General features: G+C 71.6%; 14 protein-coding genes. 9 read left to right on the plus strand and 5 right to left on the minus strand.

The window, feature by feature from the left end; genetic code table 11:
- Positions 1-102 precede the first annotated feature (102 nt).
- The 4 genes from LXT23_RS23325 (at position 103) to LXT23_RS23340 (ending at position 4,195) form a co-directional block, all read left to right on the plus strand.
- Positions 103-1,602 (plus strand): ABC transporter substrate-binding protein/permease, encoded by a 1,500-nt coding sequence (locus LXT23_RS23325; protein WP_253982479.1) that lies wholly within the window; start codon positions 103-105, stop codon positions 1,600-1,602.
- Positions 1,599-2,363, plus strand: a complete 765-nt coding sequence (locus tag LXT23_RS23330) for an amino acid ABC transporter ATP-binding protein (protein ID WP_253982480.1) — start codon at positions 1,599-1,601, stop codon at positions 2,361-2,363. The genes LXT23_RS23325 and LXT23_RS23330 overlap by 4 nt, the downstream gene beginning before the upstream one ends.
- Positions 2,364-2,467: 104 nt before the next feature.
- A complete protein-coding gene (locus LXT23_RS23335) occupies positions 2,468-3,262 on the plus strand; it encodes an alpha/beta fold hydrolase (protein WP_253982481.1) in 795 nt (264 codons plus the stop codon).
- A 117-nt stretch (positions 3,263-3,379) separates the two neighbouring features.
- The gene (locus LXT23_RS23340) at positions 3,380-4,195 is read left to right on the plus strand and encodes an SGNH/GDSL hydrolase family protein (RefSeq protein ID WP_253982482.1); all 816 of its coding nucleotides are present in this window, start codon (positions 3,380-3,382) and stop codon (positions 4,193-4,195) included.
- Positions 4,196-4,231: 36 nt separating this feature from the next.
- Here the strand turns inward: LXT23_RS23340 and LXT23_RS23345 are convergent, their stop codons facing one another.
- The 3 genes from LXT23_RS23345 to LXT23_RS23355 form a co-directional block, all read right to left on the minus strand.
- Entirely contained in the window at positions 4,232-5,059 is an 828-nt protein-coding gene (locus tag LXT23_RS23345; RefSeq protein ID WP_456106103.1) for a GspE/PulE/PilB domain-containing protein, read from the minus strand.
- A 139-nt stretch (positions 5,060-5,198) separates the two neighbouring features.
- On the minus strand, positions 5,199-5,567 hold the full coding sequence (locus tag LXT23_RS23350) for a Spx/MgsR family RNA polymerase-binding regulatory protein (RefSeq protein ID WP_253982484.1): 369 nt from the start codon (positions 5,565-5,567) through the stop codon (positions 5,199-5,201).
- Between the two features lie 43 nt (positions 5,568-5,610).
- Positions 5,611-6,498, minus strand: a complete 888-nt coding sequence (locus LXT23_RS23355) for a LysR family transcriptional regulator (RefSeq protein WP_253982485.1) — start codon at positions 6,496-6,498, stop codon at positions 5,611-5,613.
- A 212-nt stretch (positions 6,499-6,710) separates the two neighbouring features.
- Here LXT23_RS23355 and LXT23_RS23360 point away from each other — a divergent pair, with 212 nt between their 5' ends.
- The 5 genes from LXT23_RS23360 to LXT23_RS23380 all read left to right on the plus strand — a co-directional run bounded on the left by LXT23_RS23360 (position 6,711) and on the right by LXT23_RS23380 (position 12,972).
- Positions 6,711-7,439 (plus strand): outer membrane beta-barrel protein, encoded by a 729-nt coding sequence (locus LXT23_RS23360; protein ID WP_253982486.1) that lies wholly within the window; start codon positions 6,711-6,713, stop codon positions 7,437-7,439.
- A gap of 380 nt (positions 7,440-7,819) precedes the next feature.
- On the plus strand, positions 7,820-8,725 hold the full coding sequence (locus LXT23_RS23365) for a phosphatase PAP2 family protein (RefSeq protein ID WP_253982487.1): 906 nt from the start codon (positions 7,820-7,822) through the stop codon (positions 8,723-8,725).
- A gap of 84 nt (positions 8,726-8,809) precedes the next feature.
- Positions 8,810-9,520: a ribose-5-phosphate isomerase RpiA gene (gene rpiA / locus LXT23_RS23370; RefSeq protein ID WP_253982488.1), complete on the plus strand. Its 711-nt coding sequence runs from the start codon at positions 8,810-8,812 to the stop codon at positions 9,518-9,520.
- Between the two features lie 405 nt (positions 9,521-9,925).
- Positions 9,926-11,524: a DUF1588 domain-containing protein gene (locus LXT23_RS23375; RefSeq protein WP_253982489.1), complete on the plus strand. Its 1,599-nt coding sequence runs from the start codon at positions 9,926-9,928 to the stop codon at positions 11,522-11,524.
- A gap of 5 nt (positions 11,525-11,529) precedes the next feature.
- The gene (locus LXT23_RS23380; RefSeq protein ID WP_253982490.1) at positions 11,530-12,972 is read left to right on the plus strand and encodes a DUF1552 domain-containing protein; all 1,443 of its coding nucleotides are present in this window, start codon (positions 11,530-11,532) and stop codon (positions 12,970-12,972) included.
- Between the two features lie 92 nt (positions 12,973-13,064).
- Here the strand turns inward: LXT23_RS23380 and LXT23_RS23385 are convergent, their stop codons facing one another.
- Positions 13,065-14,123, minus strand: a complete 1,059-nt coding sequence (locus LXT23_RS23385; RefSeq protein WP_253982491.1) for a metal-dependent hydrolase — start codon at positions 14,121-14,123, stop codon at positions 13,065-13,067.
- A gap of 157 nt (positions 14,124-14,280) precedes the next feature.
- Positions 14,281-15,591 (minus strand): pectinacetylesterase family protein, encoded by a 1,311-nt coding sequence (locus LXT23_RS23390; protein WP_253982492.1) that lies wholly within the window; start codon positions 15,589-15,591, stop codon positions 14,281-14,283.
- Between the last annotated feature and the right edge of the window lie 158 nt (positions 15,592-15,749).

Genomic DNA, 15,749 nt, shown 5'->3' on the forward strand with positions numbered 1-15,749 from the left:
GGGGAGTTGCTTCCAGCTCGGAGCCTGGGGCGGAAGAGCGTCCGAGCCGGTGGCGCTGGCAGGTGGGCGGCACTTCGCCTATGTGGGAAACCCATCCGTCCCATGCGCGAGCTTCCGTCCCGGGCGCGAAGGCCCGTTCCCCTGCTGACCTGTGCGGTGGCGCTGCTGGCGCTCGCACTGCTGTCGTGCCGGCAGGAGGAGTCCTCGGGGCTGGAGCGGGTGCGGCGTGCGGGGGTACTGACGTGGGGCGCGGACGCGCAGGGGGGCGAGCCCTACGCCATGGAGGACCCGGACGAGCCGGGCCGCATGAGGGGCTTCGAGGTGGAGCTGGCGGATGCGCTGGCCCGCGAGCTGGGCGTGCGCGCGCGCTTCGTCCAGAACGACTGGTCCAGTCTCATTCCCTCACTGGAGCGCGGCTCGTTCGACGTGGCGCTGAACGGGATTGAAATCACCCCCGCGCGTGCCGGCCGCGTCCTCTTCACCCGGCCCTACTACGTCTTCAACCTGCGGCTGCTGGCGCGGCGGGACGACGCCAGTGTTCCGAGCCTGGAGTCGCTCGAGGGCCGGCGCGTGGGCACGCTGGCCAACTCGCAGGCCTGGGAGCTGCTGCTGCGCACCGGCGCGCAGGCGGTGCCGTACGAGGGCGTGGAGGAGCCCTACATCGACCTGGAGCAGGGGCGGGTGGAGGGCGTGCTGATGGACGACATCATCGCCCAGCGCTACGGCCAGCCACGTCCGGGCCTGCGGGTGGTGGGGGACGTGGGCGAGGGCTACTACGCGATTGCGGTGCGGCCCGGAGAGGAGGACCTGCGCGCGGCGCTGGACGGGGCGCTGGTCCGCATTGCCCGCTCCGGGGAGCTGCGCGCCATCTTCCGGCGCTGGGGCATCGACAGCGCGGCGCAGCAGCGCATGGTGGAGTGGACGGACGCACAGACGCGCGAGGTGCTCTCGGACACGCGCACCACGCGCCTGGGCTGGGGCCAGCTGGCGCTGTTCCTCCAGGCCGCGCTGGCGACGCTGGTGGTGTCCGTGGGCGCCATGGCCATTGCCATTCCGCTGGGCGTGGGACTGGCCCTGGTGCGGCTGTACGGGCCCGCGTGGGCGGGCCGGCCCGCCACCGTCTACGTGGAGCTGTTTCGCGGAACGCCGGTGCTGTTGCAGCTCTATGTCCTCTACTACGGGCTTGCGGGAGTGCTGCGGCTGGACGCGTTCTCCGCGGCGGTCCTGGGGCTGGGGCTCAACTACGCGGCCTACGAGGCGGAGGTGTACCGGGCGGGCGTGCTGGCCGTGCCCCGCGGGCAGTTCGAGGCGGCCCTGTCGCTGGGCATGCCCACGCGCCTGGCGCTGCGGCGGGTCATCATGCCGCAGGCGTTCCGGGTGGCCCTGCCGGGCGTCACCAACGACTTCATCGCGCTGCTCAAGGACAGCTCCCTGGTGTCGGTCATCTCCGTGGTGGAGCTCACCAAGCGGATGACGATTACGGCGGTGGATGTTCGAAGCTGGCTGTTGCCCGGAGCGCTGTGCGCGCTGCTGTACCTGGCGATGAGCTATCCCCTGTCCCGCCTGGCCCGGCGGCTGGAGGCGAGGCTGGAGCGCGGATGATTGAAGTGAAGGACCTGTGCAAGCGCTACGAGGGGCGCACGGTGCTGGACGGCATCAGCGTGGCCTTTGGCCCGGGCGAGGTGGTGGCGCTGGTGGGCCCCTCCGGCGGCGGCAAGAGCACGCTGCTGCGGTGTCTCAACGGGCTGGAGCCCTTCGAGGGGGGCTCCGTGCGAGTGGGCGGGGACGTGCTGGGGCCGGGTGGGGCGCGGGCGCAGGGCGAGGGCCTGTGGCGCATCCGCCGCCGGGTGGGCTTCGTCTTCCAGCAGTGGCACCTGTTCGCGCACCGTACGGCGCTGGGCAACGTGACGGAGGCCCCGGTGTACGTGAAGGGGCTGGGCCGGAAGGAAGCCACCGAGCAGGCCCGGGCGCTGCTGGCGAAGGTGGGGCTCTCCCACCGGGAGAACGCCTACCCCGCGGAGCTGTCCGGGGGCGAGCAGCAGCGGGTGGCCATTGCCCGCGCACTGGCGATGGAGCCGGAGGTGCTGCTGCTGGACGAGCCCACCAGCGCGTTGGACCCGGAGCGGGTGGGGGAGCTGGTGGACCTGCTGGCGCGGCTGCGCACGGATGGCCTCACCCTGGTGACGGTGACGCACGAGATGCGCTTCGCGCGCGAGCTGGCCTCGCGGATGCTGGTGCTGCATGGCGGACGAATCATCGAGGAGGGGCCTCCAGCCCGGGTGCTCGCCAGTCCACACAACGAGCGCACCCGCGCCTTCCTCGGCCTGGACCGCGTGGCCGGCTCCGGCCCCCTGGAGTCCTGAGTCCGGACATTTCGTGCCTGCCCGCCGCCAGGCCATGCTGACGGGTGAGCCGGGCAGAAGTCGAGCGAGCGCGGTGTTCCTCGCCGCGTTCGCGAGGGAATGACATGCGTCGAGAGGTGCAGCTCACCGAGTTGGGACGGGGCAGGGGGCCGAGGGTGCTCCTGCTGCCAGGTCTGGGTGCCCGGGGCTCCGGCTTCCGCGCGCTCGCCGAGCAGCTCGCTCCCGTGGCCCGCCCCGTCCTGGTGGAGTACCCGGAAGGGGCCCATGCGGCGTGCGGCGCGGGGGCGCTGGCGCGGCAGGTGCTCATCGCCGCCGGGCGCATGGACGCGGTGGTGGCCAGCTCCTTCGGCGGCATGGTGGCGACGCACCTCGCGGCGGCTGGCGCGGCCCGGGGCGTGGCCTTCCTCGGCGCCTTCACCCGTCCGTCGCAGCTGGGACTCCGTGGGCGCGCCATCGCGATGATGGGCCCCATCGCCGTGCTGGGCCGTCCCGGTGTCGTCGCGGCGGGGCTGGCGGCGTGGAAGCCCGTGCCCTTCGGACAGGTCTCCGAGGTGGTGCCCACCACGAAGCTGGAGCGCAGCACCACCTGGCACCGCGCCCTGGCCATTGGCGACGAGCCACCGCCGCCGTCGCTGCGAAGACTCCCCGTCTCCTGTGTGTGCATCCAGGGGGACCGAGACGTGCTGGTGCCGCCGTCCACCCTGGAGCGGCTGTGCGCGTCACTCCCGGAGGGGACACCCGGGCACCTGCTGCGCGGCGCGGGCCATGTGCCGTACTTCACCCACCCGGAGGAGTGTGCCCGGCTGCTGCGCCCCTGGCTGGAGGCCCTGCTTCCCAGCACCGCCGCCGAGCCCACCGTCCAGCCAGCGAGGCCCCTGGCCGTCGGCAGCGCCGCCTGAGCCTGGCTGCCAGGCACCGCGGGCCGTGAAGACGGCCCTACCCACCGTGTAGCACCCCGTCCCCGTACGGGAGGGGGATGTACCTGGGCCCGCCCGGCCGCTAGCGTTCGGCCGCCAATGCAGAACCGCCTCGCTCGCGCGCTGACCTTCGTCTCCCTGCTCTCCTCCGCGCCCGTGTTCGCCGCGTCCGAAACGGATGCCGGCCCCGTGCCCGATGCCGTGCGCGCCGCGCCGGTGCTGCCCGCGGCACCGCCGGCCGCCAGTCCGTCTCCGCCCGCCGCGGAGCGCTCGCGCACGGTGCTGCTGCTGGGCGACAGCCTCATCGCCACCGGCTTCGGCGACTACCTGCAGGCGCGGCTGGATGCGCATCCCCACATCCGCGCGGCCCGGCGCGCGAAGTCCTCCACGGGCCTGGCCCGCCCCGACTTCTTCGACTGGATGGAGGTGGGCAAGCAGGAGGTGCAGCGTCACCAGCCGGACGTGGTGGTGGTCATCCTCGGGGGCAACGACGGGCAGTCGCTCCAGGACGGCAAGGGCGGCAAGTCCATCCACTGGGGCAAGCCCGAGTGGGAGCAGGCCTACCGCCAGCGGCTGGAGGACTTCGTGACGGCCCTCTCCGCGCCGGGCCGGAAGATTGTCTGGCTGGAGCTGCCGGCCACGGGGCGCAAGCGCTTCGAGCAGAAGCTGAGCCTCATCCGCGGCCTCCAGCGCGAGGTCATCAGCGCCCGCGAGGACGCCCTGCACGTGGACACGCGCCCGTTCTTCACGGACGACAAGGGCCGCGCGCTGCTCCTGGCCCGCGTCGAGGGCTTCCGCAAGCCCATGCGGCTGCGCATGGAAGACGGCGTCCACTTCACCGTCGCGGGCGGGCGCTACTTCGCCAGCAAGGTGTACCCCGAGGTGCTGAACGCGCTGGGCCTGCTCCAGGGCTAGCGACGCGGCCGCCGGCGAGGCTGCCGCCGCCGTGCGTCAGTGCGAATGCGGGGCGGAATCCGGCCCACCGGGCAGGGTGGGAGTGCCGTCCGGGCGGAGCCGGCGGACGGCGCGCAGCAGGAGCTGCTCGTCGCGCGGGTTGGCGAGGAAGCCCCGGGCGCCGAGCTGGCGGGCCCGCTCGAAGCCCTCGTCGTCCGACGTGCCATGGACGATGAGCGAGCCGGCGATGTGGACCTCTCCGGCGAGCAGCCCCTCCATGGCTTGAATCGGCGCGAGGACGATGTCGTCACTCCGGGTGTGCAGCACCTCCAGCGGCGTGGCGACCCTGGCGGGGATGCCGTGCCGCGCGAGCTGGCGGGAGATGAGGACGGCGGTGACGGGAGGCCAGCCGTAGAGGAGCAGGGGGCCGCCCGGGGCCGGGGTGGGAACGGCGGGTGGCTCGGCGGGCTCTTCGATGCCGTACAGCGCGGCCAGGGCGCGGGCCAGCGCGGTGTCCGAGGCGACGTGCGCCTCCACGCGGGGCTTGCCGGACACGGCGCGCACGGCATCCACGGCCTCCAGCGACACGGGGGCGGGCAGGGCGATGTGGAGCACCTCCCGCTCACCCTGGTCCAACTGGACGAGCTCCACCCGCAGGGGGACGGCGCGGTACTGCCGGGCCACGCGGGCGGGAATGAGCGAGGCCACGGAGCGCTCGGGCAGGGCCCGCTCCAGGTCCACGGCCTCGACGCCCAGCTGGGCGGACAGCCCCCGGAGGATGTCGGCCTCGGAGCACAGGCCCTCGCGCACCAGCGCCCGCCCCAGCGGGACGTGCGTCTCATGGTGATGGACCAGTCCCACGCGCAGCTGGGCGCGGTTGAGCACTCCCAGCTCGAGGAGTATCTCGCCTAGCGGACGTCGCGCCCCGGTCTCCATGGTAGGAAAGGAGTCTTCACTCCCAATCCCTACCTGCGAGGGACGGCGGGGCGAGGGCCTGCTCCTTCGCCTGCCCTGATGGCGTGCGTCAGCGCGCGGGAGTGAGGGCGCGCGCCCAGGCCTCCGGCTGGAAGCCGACCAGGACGGTGCTCCCGCTGACGAGCACCGGACGCTTGACGAGCTTCCCATCGGCGGCCAGCCAGGACATCAGCTCCGCGTCGGACGCGGCGTCCACCTTCGCCTTGCCCAGGGCCCGGTAGCTCTGCCCGCTGAGGTTGAGCCACTTGCGCAGGGGCAGCCCGCTGAGGGGAAGCCACTGCCGCAGCTCGGCCACGGTGGGCGGCTCCTCGACGATGGGGCGCACCCGGTGGGCCACGCCCTGCTCCTTCAGCCACTTCTGCGCCTTCCTGCAGGTGTCACAGCCCGCGTAGGCGAGCACGAGGACTTCGTTCGGCATGGCCCGCGCTTCTAACAAGGCGCGGGGGCGCGGCCCAGGCGCTTCACGACTCCGGCTCCACCCCGGTGAGGAAGCTCACCACGCGGCGTGCGGCGCGGCCCGGCTTCACGCTGGCCCGGTGGTGGAGCTGGGGCTGGAAGGCATGCGTCGCGCCCCGGGGCAGCTTGAGCGCCTTGAGCGCGCCCCGCTTCAGCTCTCGCTCCACCAGGTGCTCCGGCAGCCACCCGAAGCCCAGCCCCTCGAGGATGGCGGCCTTCTTCGCCGCGAAGTCGTTGAGGTGCACGGTGGAGCGCGTCTCCAGGGTGCTGGTGGTGAGCTGCAGCCGCGGGTCCGAGCCGCGCACGGTGAGGAGCAGGTGCTCCGCCAGCTCGTCCTCCTTCAGGATGCCGCGCCGCCGTGCCAGCGGGTGCCCGCGGTGGGCCACCAGCACCGCCTTGAGCTCCGGCAGCCGGTACGAGCGCAGCCCCGGCAGCGAGGGCGGCAGCACGGACACCATCAGGTCCGCCTCCTCGCGCACGAAGGCCGCCTCCACGCCGGCGAGGAACTCCGCGGACACGTGGAAGCGCGTGCTGGCACCCTCCGTGCGCAGCTCCTTCACCACCCGCAGCAGCGGCTCGGCGGGGAAGATGCCGTCGAAGACGATGCGCACCGACGGCTCCCAGCCCGCGCGAATCTCCGCGCACGCCGCCTCCAGCTCCCGCTCCGCCGCCAGCAGCTTCCGGCAGTGCTCCAGCACCCGCTCGCCGGCGGGCGTCAGCCGGGTGCGGTAGCCGCGCCGGTCCAGCAGCGTCAGCTCCGTCTGCTCCTCCAGCGTGCGCAGCGCGTACAGCACCGCGGTGTGGCCCTTGTGCAGGGCCCCGGCCGCCGCGGCGAAGGTGCCGTGGCGCGCGAGGGCATCCAGGGCGCGGGCCTGCTCCAGGGTGACGTTCATGGGAACATTGTCTAATCCCCTGACTGTGGGGAACATCCCTTTGTGCTCCACATATATGCCATGCCGTTGCATCAGCGTGGCCGAGGTCCGGATTGACCGCGTGAGTTCTCGACGCAGCGCGCCTTAACTGTGTGGTGCGGGCCGTCATAGAGTGACGGCTCACTTGTAGGGAGGGGTTTATGACGGGAAGGCTGTATAGGGCCCTTGCGGTAGTGACGACGCTCGTTTCCTCGGCGGCGATGGCGCAGGAGACCGAGGCGGCGAGCTCCAGCGTCAAGAGCGGGCTCGAGTTCACCTTGGGGCTCGGCTTCCAGGCCGGCGCGGGCTACGTCTACAAGAACGGTCCGCGCGCGGACGGAACGATTGGCGACGTGAAGCTCAGCGATGTGGCCAACGGCGGCATCGCGGGGTTGCTGGAGATCGGCTACCGCGCCAGCCCGAACTGGTTCATCGGAGCGCAGGGTCAGCTCACGAAGGTGCTGACGAAGAACAACCCGTACTCCTGCCCGGGCACTTTCGAGTGCGCGACGACCACCATCCGCCTCGGGCCCCAGGTGCAGTACCACTTCTCGCCCGAAGCCTCGTTCGACCCGTTCGTCGGCCTGGGCTTCGGCATCGTCATCCTGAACACCACCGTGGAGGGCGACATCGCGCCGGCCCCCGGCGTCACGGGGAGCGTGGACATCGACAGCCAGATTCGCGGCCCTGAGTTCGTCAACCTCACCGTCGGTGGCAAGTGGCGGCTGAGCAACTCGCTGTCGTTCGGCCCGTACCTCACCGGCACCTACGCCCGGAACACGGTGCGCACCGGCACCACCACGACGACGGTGAACATCCCTCCCGAGCTCGGCGGCGGCACCCGGACGACGGACCTGCCCGCCGTGGATGACGGCCCGTACGGCTACATCATCCTGGGCGTTCGCGGCACCTTCAACCTGTAGTCTGTCTTCTCGGGTGTGACACGGAGCTGCTGGCTCCGTGTCACACCCCTGGGCCTCGGAAATGACGGTGCCCGGGCGGCCATGTCGCCTCGCGGCTTTCCGGTTCCGGCTGCGCCCCGTTCACGCAACCCACTTGCATTATTTTCCGCGTGGCGTCCCGGCCCCATCATGTCCGTTGACTGACGGACGTCGAGCCCGCGTGTCCCGCGGTCCGCGTGCGGTTCACCGCGCGTCGCTCCGTGTCCGCTGTGCCCGGGCCGCACCCTGCTCGTCGTCCCCGACGGCCCGGGTACCCCCGACACCGAGGAGCGACCCACCCGTCCACCAGAACAACGGCGACTCTGCACCGCCGCCTGCGCCCGGAGGAGTACGGCGGCCGCGTGCACAACACCCTCACCAACGCGCGCGTCTACCCGGTGCCCGCGGAGCTGCTCAGCTCCCCCGTGCTGCGGCTGGTGCTGGCGCGCACCGCCACGCTCAACGGCGGCACCGGCACGTACCTGCTCCCCCAGGCCTTCCCCGAGGGCAGCCCCACGCACCCGGCCTACGCGTCGGGACACTCCACGTACATCGGCGCGGGCGTGGCCATGCTCAAGGCCTTCTCCGAGGACGGGCCCAGCCTCAACCCGCAGGTGCCGGACGCGAATGGCACGGCGCTCGTGTCCTGTTCGGGCGGCACGCTGATGATGTTCGACGAGCTGGACAAGCTGGCCTCCAACATCGGCGTTGCGCGGCTGTTCGCCGGGGTGCACTACCGCAGTGACCATGACCACGCGGTGCGCCTGGGCGAGCTGGCCGCGTACCGCACGCTGCAGGACTGGACGCGCCTGGACCCGGAGTCCTTCATCGGCTTCCGGGCCCGCCCCTTCAACGGGGAGACGCAGCTCATCATCAACCCCACGACGACGCTGCCCAACGCCGTCAGCAAGGTGCTGACCTTCTTCCTGGTGAGCGCCACCTCGGGCGCCGTCATCCGGACGCTCGTCAACGGCTCCCTGGTGGACCTCGGCGACCTGGCGGCGCAGGGCCACACCCAGCTCGACATCCGCGCCAACGTGACGCCGGCCACCGCGGTGCAGAGCGTCCGCTTCTATTGCGACGGTCAGCCCTGGGAGCCGGACAACACCGCCAGCTACGAGGTTGGTGACACGGTGGACGTGAACAACGGCAACCCCGTCGTCCTCGCGGCCGGCACCCACGCGCCGCGGGTGATTCCCTTCTCCGGCGGCAACGCCTTCGGCGTGACGGGCGTGCCGCTCACCATCCGCTTCACCGTGCAGGACTAGCGGCCCGCGGCAGGGCCCGGGGCGCGCGGCTGGCGGCGCACCGGGCCCCCGCGCGGACGGGCGCAGGGTGTAGCCTTGGGCGGCATGGGCCCTCCGGAGGCAGACACCGTCCAGTACAAGCGCGAGGCCGCCGCGTGGGCGGTGGACGCGTTCTTCCTTCCCGGCATGGTGGTGGGGCTGGGCACGGGGAGCACCTCCGCGTTCGCGGTGCACCGGCTGGCGGCGCTGCGCGCGCAGGGGCGGCTGCTGGACGTGCGGGGCGTGCCCACCTCGCGCGAGACGGAGGCGCTGGCGCACGGGCTGGGCGTGCCGCTCACCACGCTGGAGGAACACCCGGAGCTGGACGTCACCGTGGACGGCGCTGACGAGGTGGCCCCGGACTTCTCCCTCATCAAGGGCGGGGGAGGGGCGCTGCTGCGCGAGAAGGTCGTCGCGCAGGCCAGCCGGCGCGTCGTCATCGTGGTGGACGCGGGAAAGCTGTCCCCCCGGCTCGGCACCCGCTGGGCGCTGCCGGTGGAGGTGCTGCCCTTCGGCTGGCGCTCCCAGGCCCTCTTCCTGGAGTCGCTCGGCGCGCGGGTCTCGGTCCGTCATGGCGCGGAGGGCGCGCCCTTCCACACCGACCAGGGCAACCTCGTGCTCGACTGCGCCTTCGGCCCGCTCCCGCACCCGGAGGCGCTGGCCCTGCGCCTGGGCGCTCGCGCGGGCATCGTGGGCCACGGCCTGTTCCTCGGCCTGGCGACGGACCTGGTCATCGCCGGTCCCCAGGGCGTGGAGCACCGCGCCCGCTCCAGCTGACGCGCCTCGCGCCTGCTCTCCTCCTCCACGGGCCAGCGGCCCCCGCCAGCACGTCACGTGCGGGCGCCGGACACCCCTCGTGAATCCGGAAGCAGGGAAGCGGGTGGTAGCTTCGCGTCCGCGTCCGGCCGCCGTCTCCCGGACTCCGCACGCGTCTGTGTATTCAGGTGGAAGTGGGTGCGTGTGTGGCTTGGTAAATCCGCAATCCTGGGACTCTTGGAACAGTATTCGTGAAAGGCCACCGGCACAGGCGAAATCCGTCGCCGGAGCTGCAATGACACAGGCCTTTTGCGCACGCTGGTGAAATCCTCACCGGCGGCGACAGGTGTACCGGTTAATCTTGCCGACGGCCCGCGCTCAAGAGGGGGATCTCTGGGAGCCATGGGTTCAGAGGGTGCCTTCCGTATGCGAATCATTCGTTTCTGCGTTCCCGCGGCCCTGCTGCTCGCCGCCTGCACTGGCGACATCGCCGGAAAGGAGCCGCCGGAAGTCTCGGAGGCGGGTCCGGCGCGCGTCCGGCGCCTGACGCGAGCGGAGTATGACAACAGCGTCTCCGCCGTCGTCGGTGAGAAGGTCCAGGTGGCCCACGGCCTCGCGCCGGAGGACACCATCCTCGGCTTCAGCACCCATGACCGGCTCCAGGTGACGCCGCTGCTGGCGGACCAGTTGGACAACGCCTCGGCCAACGTGGCGGAGCTCGCCAAGTTCAAGCTGAAGATTCACGACAGGTGCCCCGCCGACGCGAACGAGGAGTCCTGCACCATGGACATCCTCTACCCCTTCGCCGCGAGCGCCTTCCGCCGGCCCCTCTCGGTGGAGGACCGGGCGGAATTGCTCGCCTTCTGGAAGGCGGCGCGCGCCGCCGCGGACCCCCAGACGGCGCACCGCATCTTCCTCCAGGGCATCTTCTCCTCGGCCTCGTTCCTGTACCGCACGGAGCTGGGCGGGCCCGGCGCGGGGAACAACGAGGTCGTCCGGCTGACGCAGCACGAGGCGGCCGCGGCGCTCGCGTTTGCCATCACCGGCGGCCCCGCCGACGCGGAGCTCGTCGCCGCGGCGGACGCCGGCCTGCTCAAGTCCCCGGACGAGCGCGAGAAGCACGCGCGCCGCCTGCTGGCCACCCCGGCCGCGCAGGTGCACCTCTACGGCTTCGTTCGCGAGTGGCTGGGCCTCACGGGCCTGGCCAACCTCAACAAGAACAACCAGGTGTTCCCCGACTTCGGCGCGCCCTTCAAGGACTCCAGCCAGAAGGAGACGCGGGCCTTCATCAACCACGTGCTGGCCAACGAGGGCGGCTCCGTCCGGGAGCTGCTGGGCGCGGACTACACCTTCGCGGACGGCCGCATGTCGGAGTTCTACGGCATCCCCACCACGCCCGACGGCACCCTCGGCCGCGTGCCGCTGAAGGCCGCGCGCGCGGGCATCCTCACCCAGGCCAGCGTGCTGGCGACGTACGCCCTCTTCGACTCCAGCTCGCCCATCCGCCGCGGCAAGTTCGTCCTCACCCGGCTGCTGTGCCGCGAGGTGCCGCCGCCGCCCCCCTCCATCATCATCATCCCCCCCGCACCCGCCCAGGACTCCACCACCCGGGCCCGCTTCGCCGCGCACACCAACAACCCCGCCTGCGCGGGCTGCCACCGGACCCTGGACCCCATCGGCTTCGGCTTCGAGAACTTCGACGGCCTGGGCAAGCTGCGCACGCAGGAGAACGGCATCCCCATCGACGCCAGCGGCTCGGTGGAGCACTCCACCGGCAAGTTCGACTTCACCGGCGGCGGAGACCTGGCGCGCTTCCTCTCCACCAGCCCGGACGTGGCCGACTGTGTGCCCCTCCAGCTCTTCCGCTACGCCATGGGCCGTGACGAGGAGGCCGCTGACGCCCAGCTGCTGACCGACATGCGCGACGCCTTCAAGGCGAACCCGCGGCTCTATCTGGGGGATGCGCTCGTGAGCCTCGTGCGCTCTCCCTACTTCGTCCACCGGCGCACCCCTGCCTCCGAGTAGCCACCATGCTCCGCCACCTCTCCCGACGCTCCCTGCTCCAGGCGCTGGCCGGCTCCACCGCGGCGCTTCCGCTCGCCAACCTGCTCGGCACCACCGACGCCTACGCCCAGGCCACCGCGCCGCCGCTGCGCTTCATCGCCATCTTCACGCCCCACGGGTGCCTCCCGGAGTTCTGGAATCCCCAGGGCGGCGAGACGGACTTCACGCTCGACTTCCCCAACTCCCTGCTGGCGCCGCTCCAGGAGCACCGCAACCGGCTGCTCGTCCTGGACGGCCTGGACTACCGGGTGCTGTACGAGCATGGCCTGACGGGCCACGAGGGCGCGCCCGTCACCTTCCTCACCGGCAGCAAGGTCAGCACCGCCAGCGGTGACGACCTGCCGCAGAGCGCCTCGCTGGACCAGGTGCTGGGCAACGCCATCGGCGGCTCCACCCGCTTCCGCTCCCTCCAGCTCAACGCGTGGGAGCAATTCGGCGGCCAGCACGTCTACAACAGCATCAGCTTCACGGCGAACGGCTCGCGCGTGCCCTTCGAGCGAGACCCCGCCGCCGTGTACCAGCGCCTGTACGGCAACGCGCCCCCGCCGGCGGCGGACCCGGGGGAGTCGGCGCAGCTCGTTGCCCGCCGCAAGAGCCTGCTGGACTTCCTCGTCAAGGACGCCAGCCGCCTGCGTGACAAGCTCGCCGCCGAGGAGCGCCAGAAGCTGGAGTCGCACCTGGAGTCGCTGCGCGACATCGAGCGCCGCCTGGGCTCGCTGGGCGGCTCGCAGGGGCCGGCGCCCGCCCCCGTGCCCGCGAGCGAGGCGTGCACCAGCGGCACCGTGCCCCCGGCCTACGGCCTGGACCAGCTCGGCAACCTCGCGCGGATGCCCGAGCTGACGCAGCTGCACCTGGACCTCATCGCCAGCGCCTTCGCGTGCGACTTGACGCGGGTGGTGACGCTCACCATTCCGGGCCCCTCCATGCCGTGGGACGGCGTCAACGTCACCGACGACGTGCACAACGACCTGGCGCACCTGCTGGACGTCACGGACGAGCCGCGGCGCACGCAGATTCGCGAGAAGATGGTGCGCGTGCAGCGCTGGTACGCCTCGCAGGTGGCGCACCTCATGACGCGGCTGGCCTCCATCCAGGAGGGCAGCGGCACCGTGCTGGACAACACGCTCATCCTCTGGGGCAACGAATTGGGTGACGCGGCGGGGCACATGAATGTGCGCGTCCCCACCGTGCTGGCGGGCGGCGCGGGCGGGAAGTTCCGCATGGGCCGCTTCCTCCGCCTGCGCGCGCCGGGCTCCAACCCGCTCTCCGGTTGGGACGGCCCCGGCACGCCGCTGCCGGGCGCCGTCGCCCACAACAAGCTGCTGGTGTCCATCGCCCGGGCCTTCGGGGTGAATGTGAATACCTTCGGCCACCCGGACTATGTCGGCCCGCTCGACGGACTGATTTGAGTCGGGCTCGCGCGGCGACCGCACCGCCGCGCCTGCTTCACCCGAGGCCCTGGAGGGAAGGCGCGCTGCCTTTCACCGGGGCCTCGTCGTCTTCAGGGCGCTGTTCCCCGCGGGCCCGCGGCCCCACCGTCCTGTGCCGGGGAGCGCGCCGGGGCTTCCCCGCGCCAGCGCCGCAGCAGCTCGCTCGCGCTGCCGCCCCGCTCCATGCGCGCGTCCGTCACCCGGTTGGCCGCGTCCAGGCGGATGACGAAGCCCAGCGTGGGCTCGCCGCGCAGGTGGTAGCGCAGGTCGGCGACGCGCACCTCGCGGCCTCCCTCGAAGGGCGTGAGGGTGATGAGCGGGAAGCGGGCCCACGCGAGCGCCTCGCGCACGGTGGGCACCGCGCGCACGTCCTCGGGGAGCACGTCGGCGGGGGCGGCGCCCTCCACGCGGCGGGCCTCGCGCGGTGCGCCCGTCAGGCCCACGTCACCCACGGCCAGCGCCCCTCCGGGCAGCATGGCCACGTAGCGCCAGGTGCCCACGGAGAAGGGCGCGGGGAAGACGCGCACGGTGGTGGCCTGCGGATGGGCCGCCTCCACGCGCTCCGTCAGCACGCCCCAGGTGGCGACGCGCGCTCCCACGTACGCGGCCGAGCACGCCAGGCCCACGCACAGCGCCCGCCGCCACCAGGCGCGCCGGCGCCACGCCACCAGGGCCCCGGCCACGAGCGGCAGCGTCACCCACGGGTCCACCACGCCCGTCCAGTCCAGGCTGAGCCGGGTGTCGGAGAAGGGCAGGAGCAGCCGCGTCCCCCAGCCCGTCCACAAGTCGGGCAGGAGGTGGGCGAAGACGGTGGAGGCCAGGCTGGCCAGGAAGACGGGGCGGGGCCGCGCGCCGCGGAAGAGGGCGCACGCGCCCAGCGTCGCGCCGAGCGCCACCACCGGGGCGAAGAGGAGCGAGTGGGACAGCCCCCGGTGCGCCTGGAGCGCCACCGTCACCGCGTCGCCGCGCGCCAGCAGCGTGTCCAGGTCCGGCAGCTCCGAGGCGAGCACGGCGGCCACCAGCACCGCGCGGTCCGTGGGGGAGGCGCGCTCGGCGAGGCCGGGGCGCGCGTCCGGCCGGCGCAGTGCGCCGAGGGCCAGCCCGAGCAGCCCGTGGGTGAGGTTGTCCATGGCGTGGCCCGTGTGTCTAGCGCCACGCCGCGTGGGATGCCAGGGCGCTCGGGGCTGTCCCCGGGCTGCCGGAGCCACTCCGAAACGACGAAGCGGGACGCCTGGCAAGCCCCGGGCGCCCCGCTCCTTCCTGCGGCTTCAGACGTCGGGGTGGGGACTACCCGCCCAGCGCGCCGTTGATGAGGGGCGCGACAATCTGCATGCCGGGGTCCTCGTTGTTGTACCAGTTCGTCGGCTCGTAGATGCGCACGCGCTGGTTGTCGTTGATGAAGCGCGACAGGAACACGTCCATGCCCACCATCTCGCTGTAGCACTTGTACGTCTGGGTGAAGGGGAACTCGAGGTACTCGTACCAGTACCGCTTCTTCTCCATCTTCTGGCAGGCGTGCGCACCGATGAAGGTGATGATGGTGCTGCAGTGGCTGGCGTTGATGGCGCGGTGGTGCGGGATGAAGTAGCTGAAGTTGTTGTAGAGGTTCAGCTCCTGCACGAGCCGGTCCTGGTCCTGCTTCCAGTAGCCATGGACGGACTCCTGGTCGTTGGGCGTGTGGAAGCGCTCATAGGAGAAGCGCGAGTAGTTGTAGTCGCGCGTGTAGCCCGTGTACGCCAGCTGGTCGTTCGGGAACTCCGTCGCCACCATGCGGTTGATGGAGCCGAAGTCGTTCATGTTGAAGGACGCCGGCAGCAGGCTGAACACCGAGTCCAGGTTCCACGACTGGCGAATCTTGTCGTGCAGCGCGCGCGAGCGGTACGTGGCGTTCGGCGCCAGGAAGATGGGGCCGGAGTCGTTGAGCAGGTAGCCCCGCGCCGGGTTCATGGTCTTCCGCAGGAAGTAGTAGCCGGCCGCCGTGGCCGTGCCGCCCGCGCTGTAGCCCGTCATCAGCATCTTCTGGACGTTGGGGAACTGCGTCTTCGCGTAGTTCGCAACCGCGATGGTGTTGGTGTAGCCGCTGTGGTGCCACGTCAGCGGCGGGTTCGCCCCCGTCTGGTCCACGTACGTCTTCACGTTGTTGCCGACGTGCACGTCACCCGTGCAGTACGGCACGTAGACGATGTTCCAGCCCTTCGTCACCAGGTCCTTCTTGCTGCGGCCCGGCAGGCCCGGGTCCGCGCCGTTGACGAGCGGCGACACGTACTTCGCCGTGAACTGGGTGATGTAGTCGTCGCCGATGCCGTTGGGGTTGGCCGCGCCCAGCAGGCCCGCGCGCCCGCTACACGTGTCGTAGTCCCAGCACGCGCCGCCGCCCTCGAACAGGAACATCAGGTTCGGCGAGCCCGTGCGGTGCACCCAGAACTTGAACTGGGAGCCGTTGCCACACTTCGTCCCCGGGAGCTCCACCTTCTGCCAGTTGTAGTTGTTGCCGCCGTCCACGAGTACTTCGACGATGGTGGAGACGATGACCTCGGCGCGAGCGGCACCGGGTACCAGCGCTGTGGCCATCAGGCAGGCCAGGAGAAGGCGCTTCATTCAGGAACCTCCGGGTTTGGTGGGAATCCCTGACTATACAATACAATTGCAAGAGAGTCAGCGCCTTTGTGCCTGATTCATGTTTCATGCGTGACAGCCAGGCGTGACTCGTTGCGGCAAAGACAGCCAGGGGCTCGGCCGCGCCGCGTCATGAGCGG

Source organism: Pyxidicoccus xibeiensis (genome assembly GCF_024198175.1).
Taxonomy (GTDB): domain Bacteria; phylum Myxococcota; class Myxococcia; order Myxococcales; family Myxococcaceae; genus Myxococcus; species Myxococcus xibeiensis.

What these genes read in the sequence shown, in the direction of transcription:
- LXT23_RS23350 (WP_253982484.1), bottom strand. Translation starts at nt 5,567, where the DNA reads ATGCCGAACGAAGTCCTCGTGCTCGCCTACGCGGGCTGTGACACCTGC.
- LXT23_RS23380 (WP_253982490.1), top strand. Translation starts at nt 11,530, where the DNA reads ATGCTCCGCCACCTCTCCCGACGCTCCCTGCTCCAGGCGCTGGCCGGC.
- LXT23_RS23390 (WP_253982492.1), bottom strand. Translation starts at nt 15,591, where the DNA reads ATGAAGCGCCTTCTCCTGGCCTGCCTGATGGCCACAGCGCTGGTACCC.
- LXT23_RS23330 (WP_253982480.1), top strand. Translation starts at nt 1,599, where the DNA reads ATGATTGAAGTGAAGGACCTGTGCAAGCGCTACGAGGGGCGCACGGTG.
- LXT23_RS23325 (WP_253982479.1), top strand. Translation starts at nt 103, where the DNA reads ATGCGCGAGCTTCCGTCCCGGGCGCGAAGGCCCGTTCCCCTGCTGACC.
- LXT23_RS23355 (WP_253982485.1), bottom strand. Translation starts at nt 6,498, where the DNA reads ATGAACGTCACCCTGGAGCAGGCCCGCGCCCTGGATGCCCTCGCGCGC.
- rpiA (WP_253982488.1), top strand. Translation starts at nt 8,810, where the DNA reads ATGGGCCCTCCGGAGGCAGACACCGTCCAGTACAAGCGCGAGGCCGCC.
- LXT23_RS23340 (WP_253982482.1), top strand. Translation starts at nt 3,380, where the DNA reads ATGCAGAACCGCCTCGCTCGCGCGCTGACCTTCGTCTCCCTGCTCTCC.
- LXT23_RS23385 (WP_253982491.1), bottom strand. Translation starts at nt 14,123, where the DNA reads ATGGACAACCTCACCCACGGGCTGCTCGGGCTGGCCCTCGGCGCACTG.
- LXT23_RS23335 (WP_253982481.1), top strand. Translation starts at nt 2,468, where the DNA reads ATGCGTCGAGAGGTGCAGCTCACCGAGTTGGGACGGGGCAGGGGGCCG.
- LXT23_RS23375 (WP_253982489.1), top strand. Translation starts at nt 9,926, where the DNA reads ATGCGAATCATTCGTTTCTGCGTTCCCGCGGCCCTGCTGCTCGCCGCC.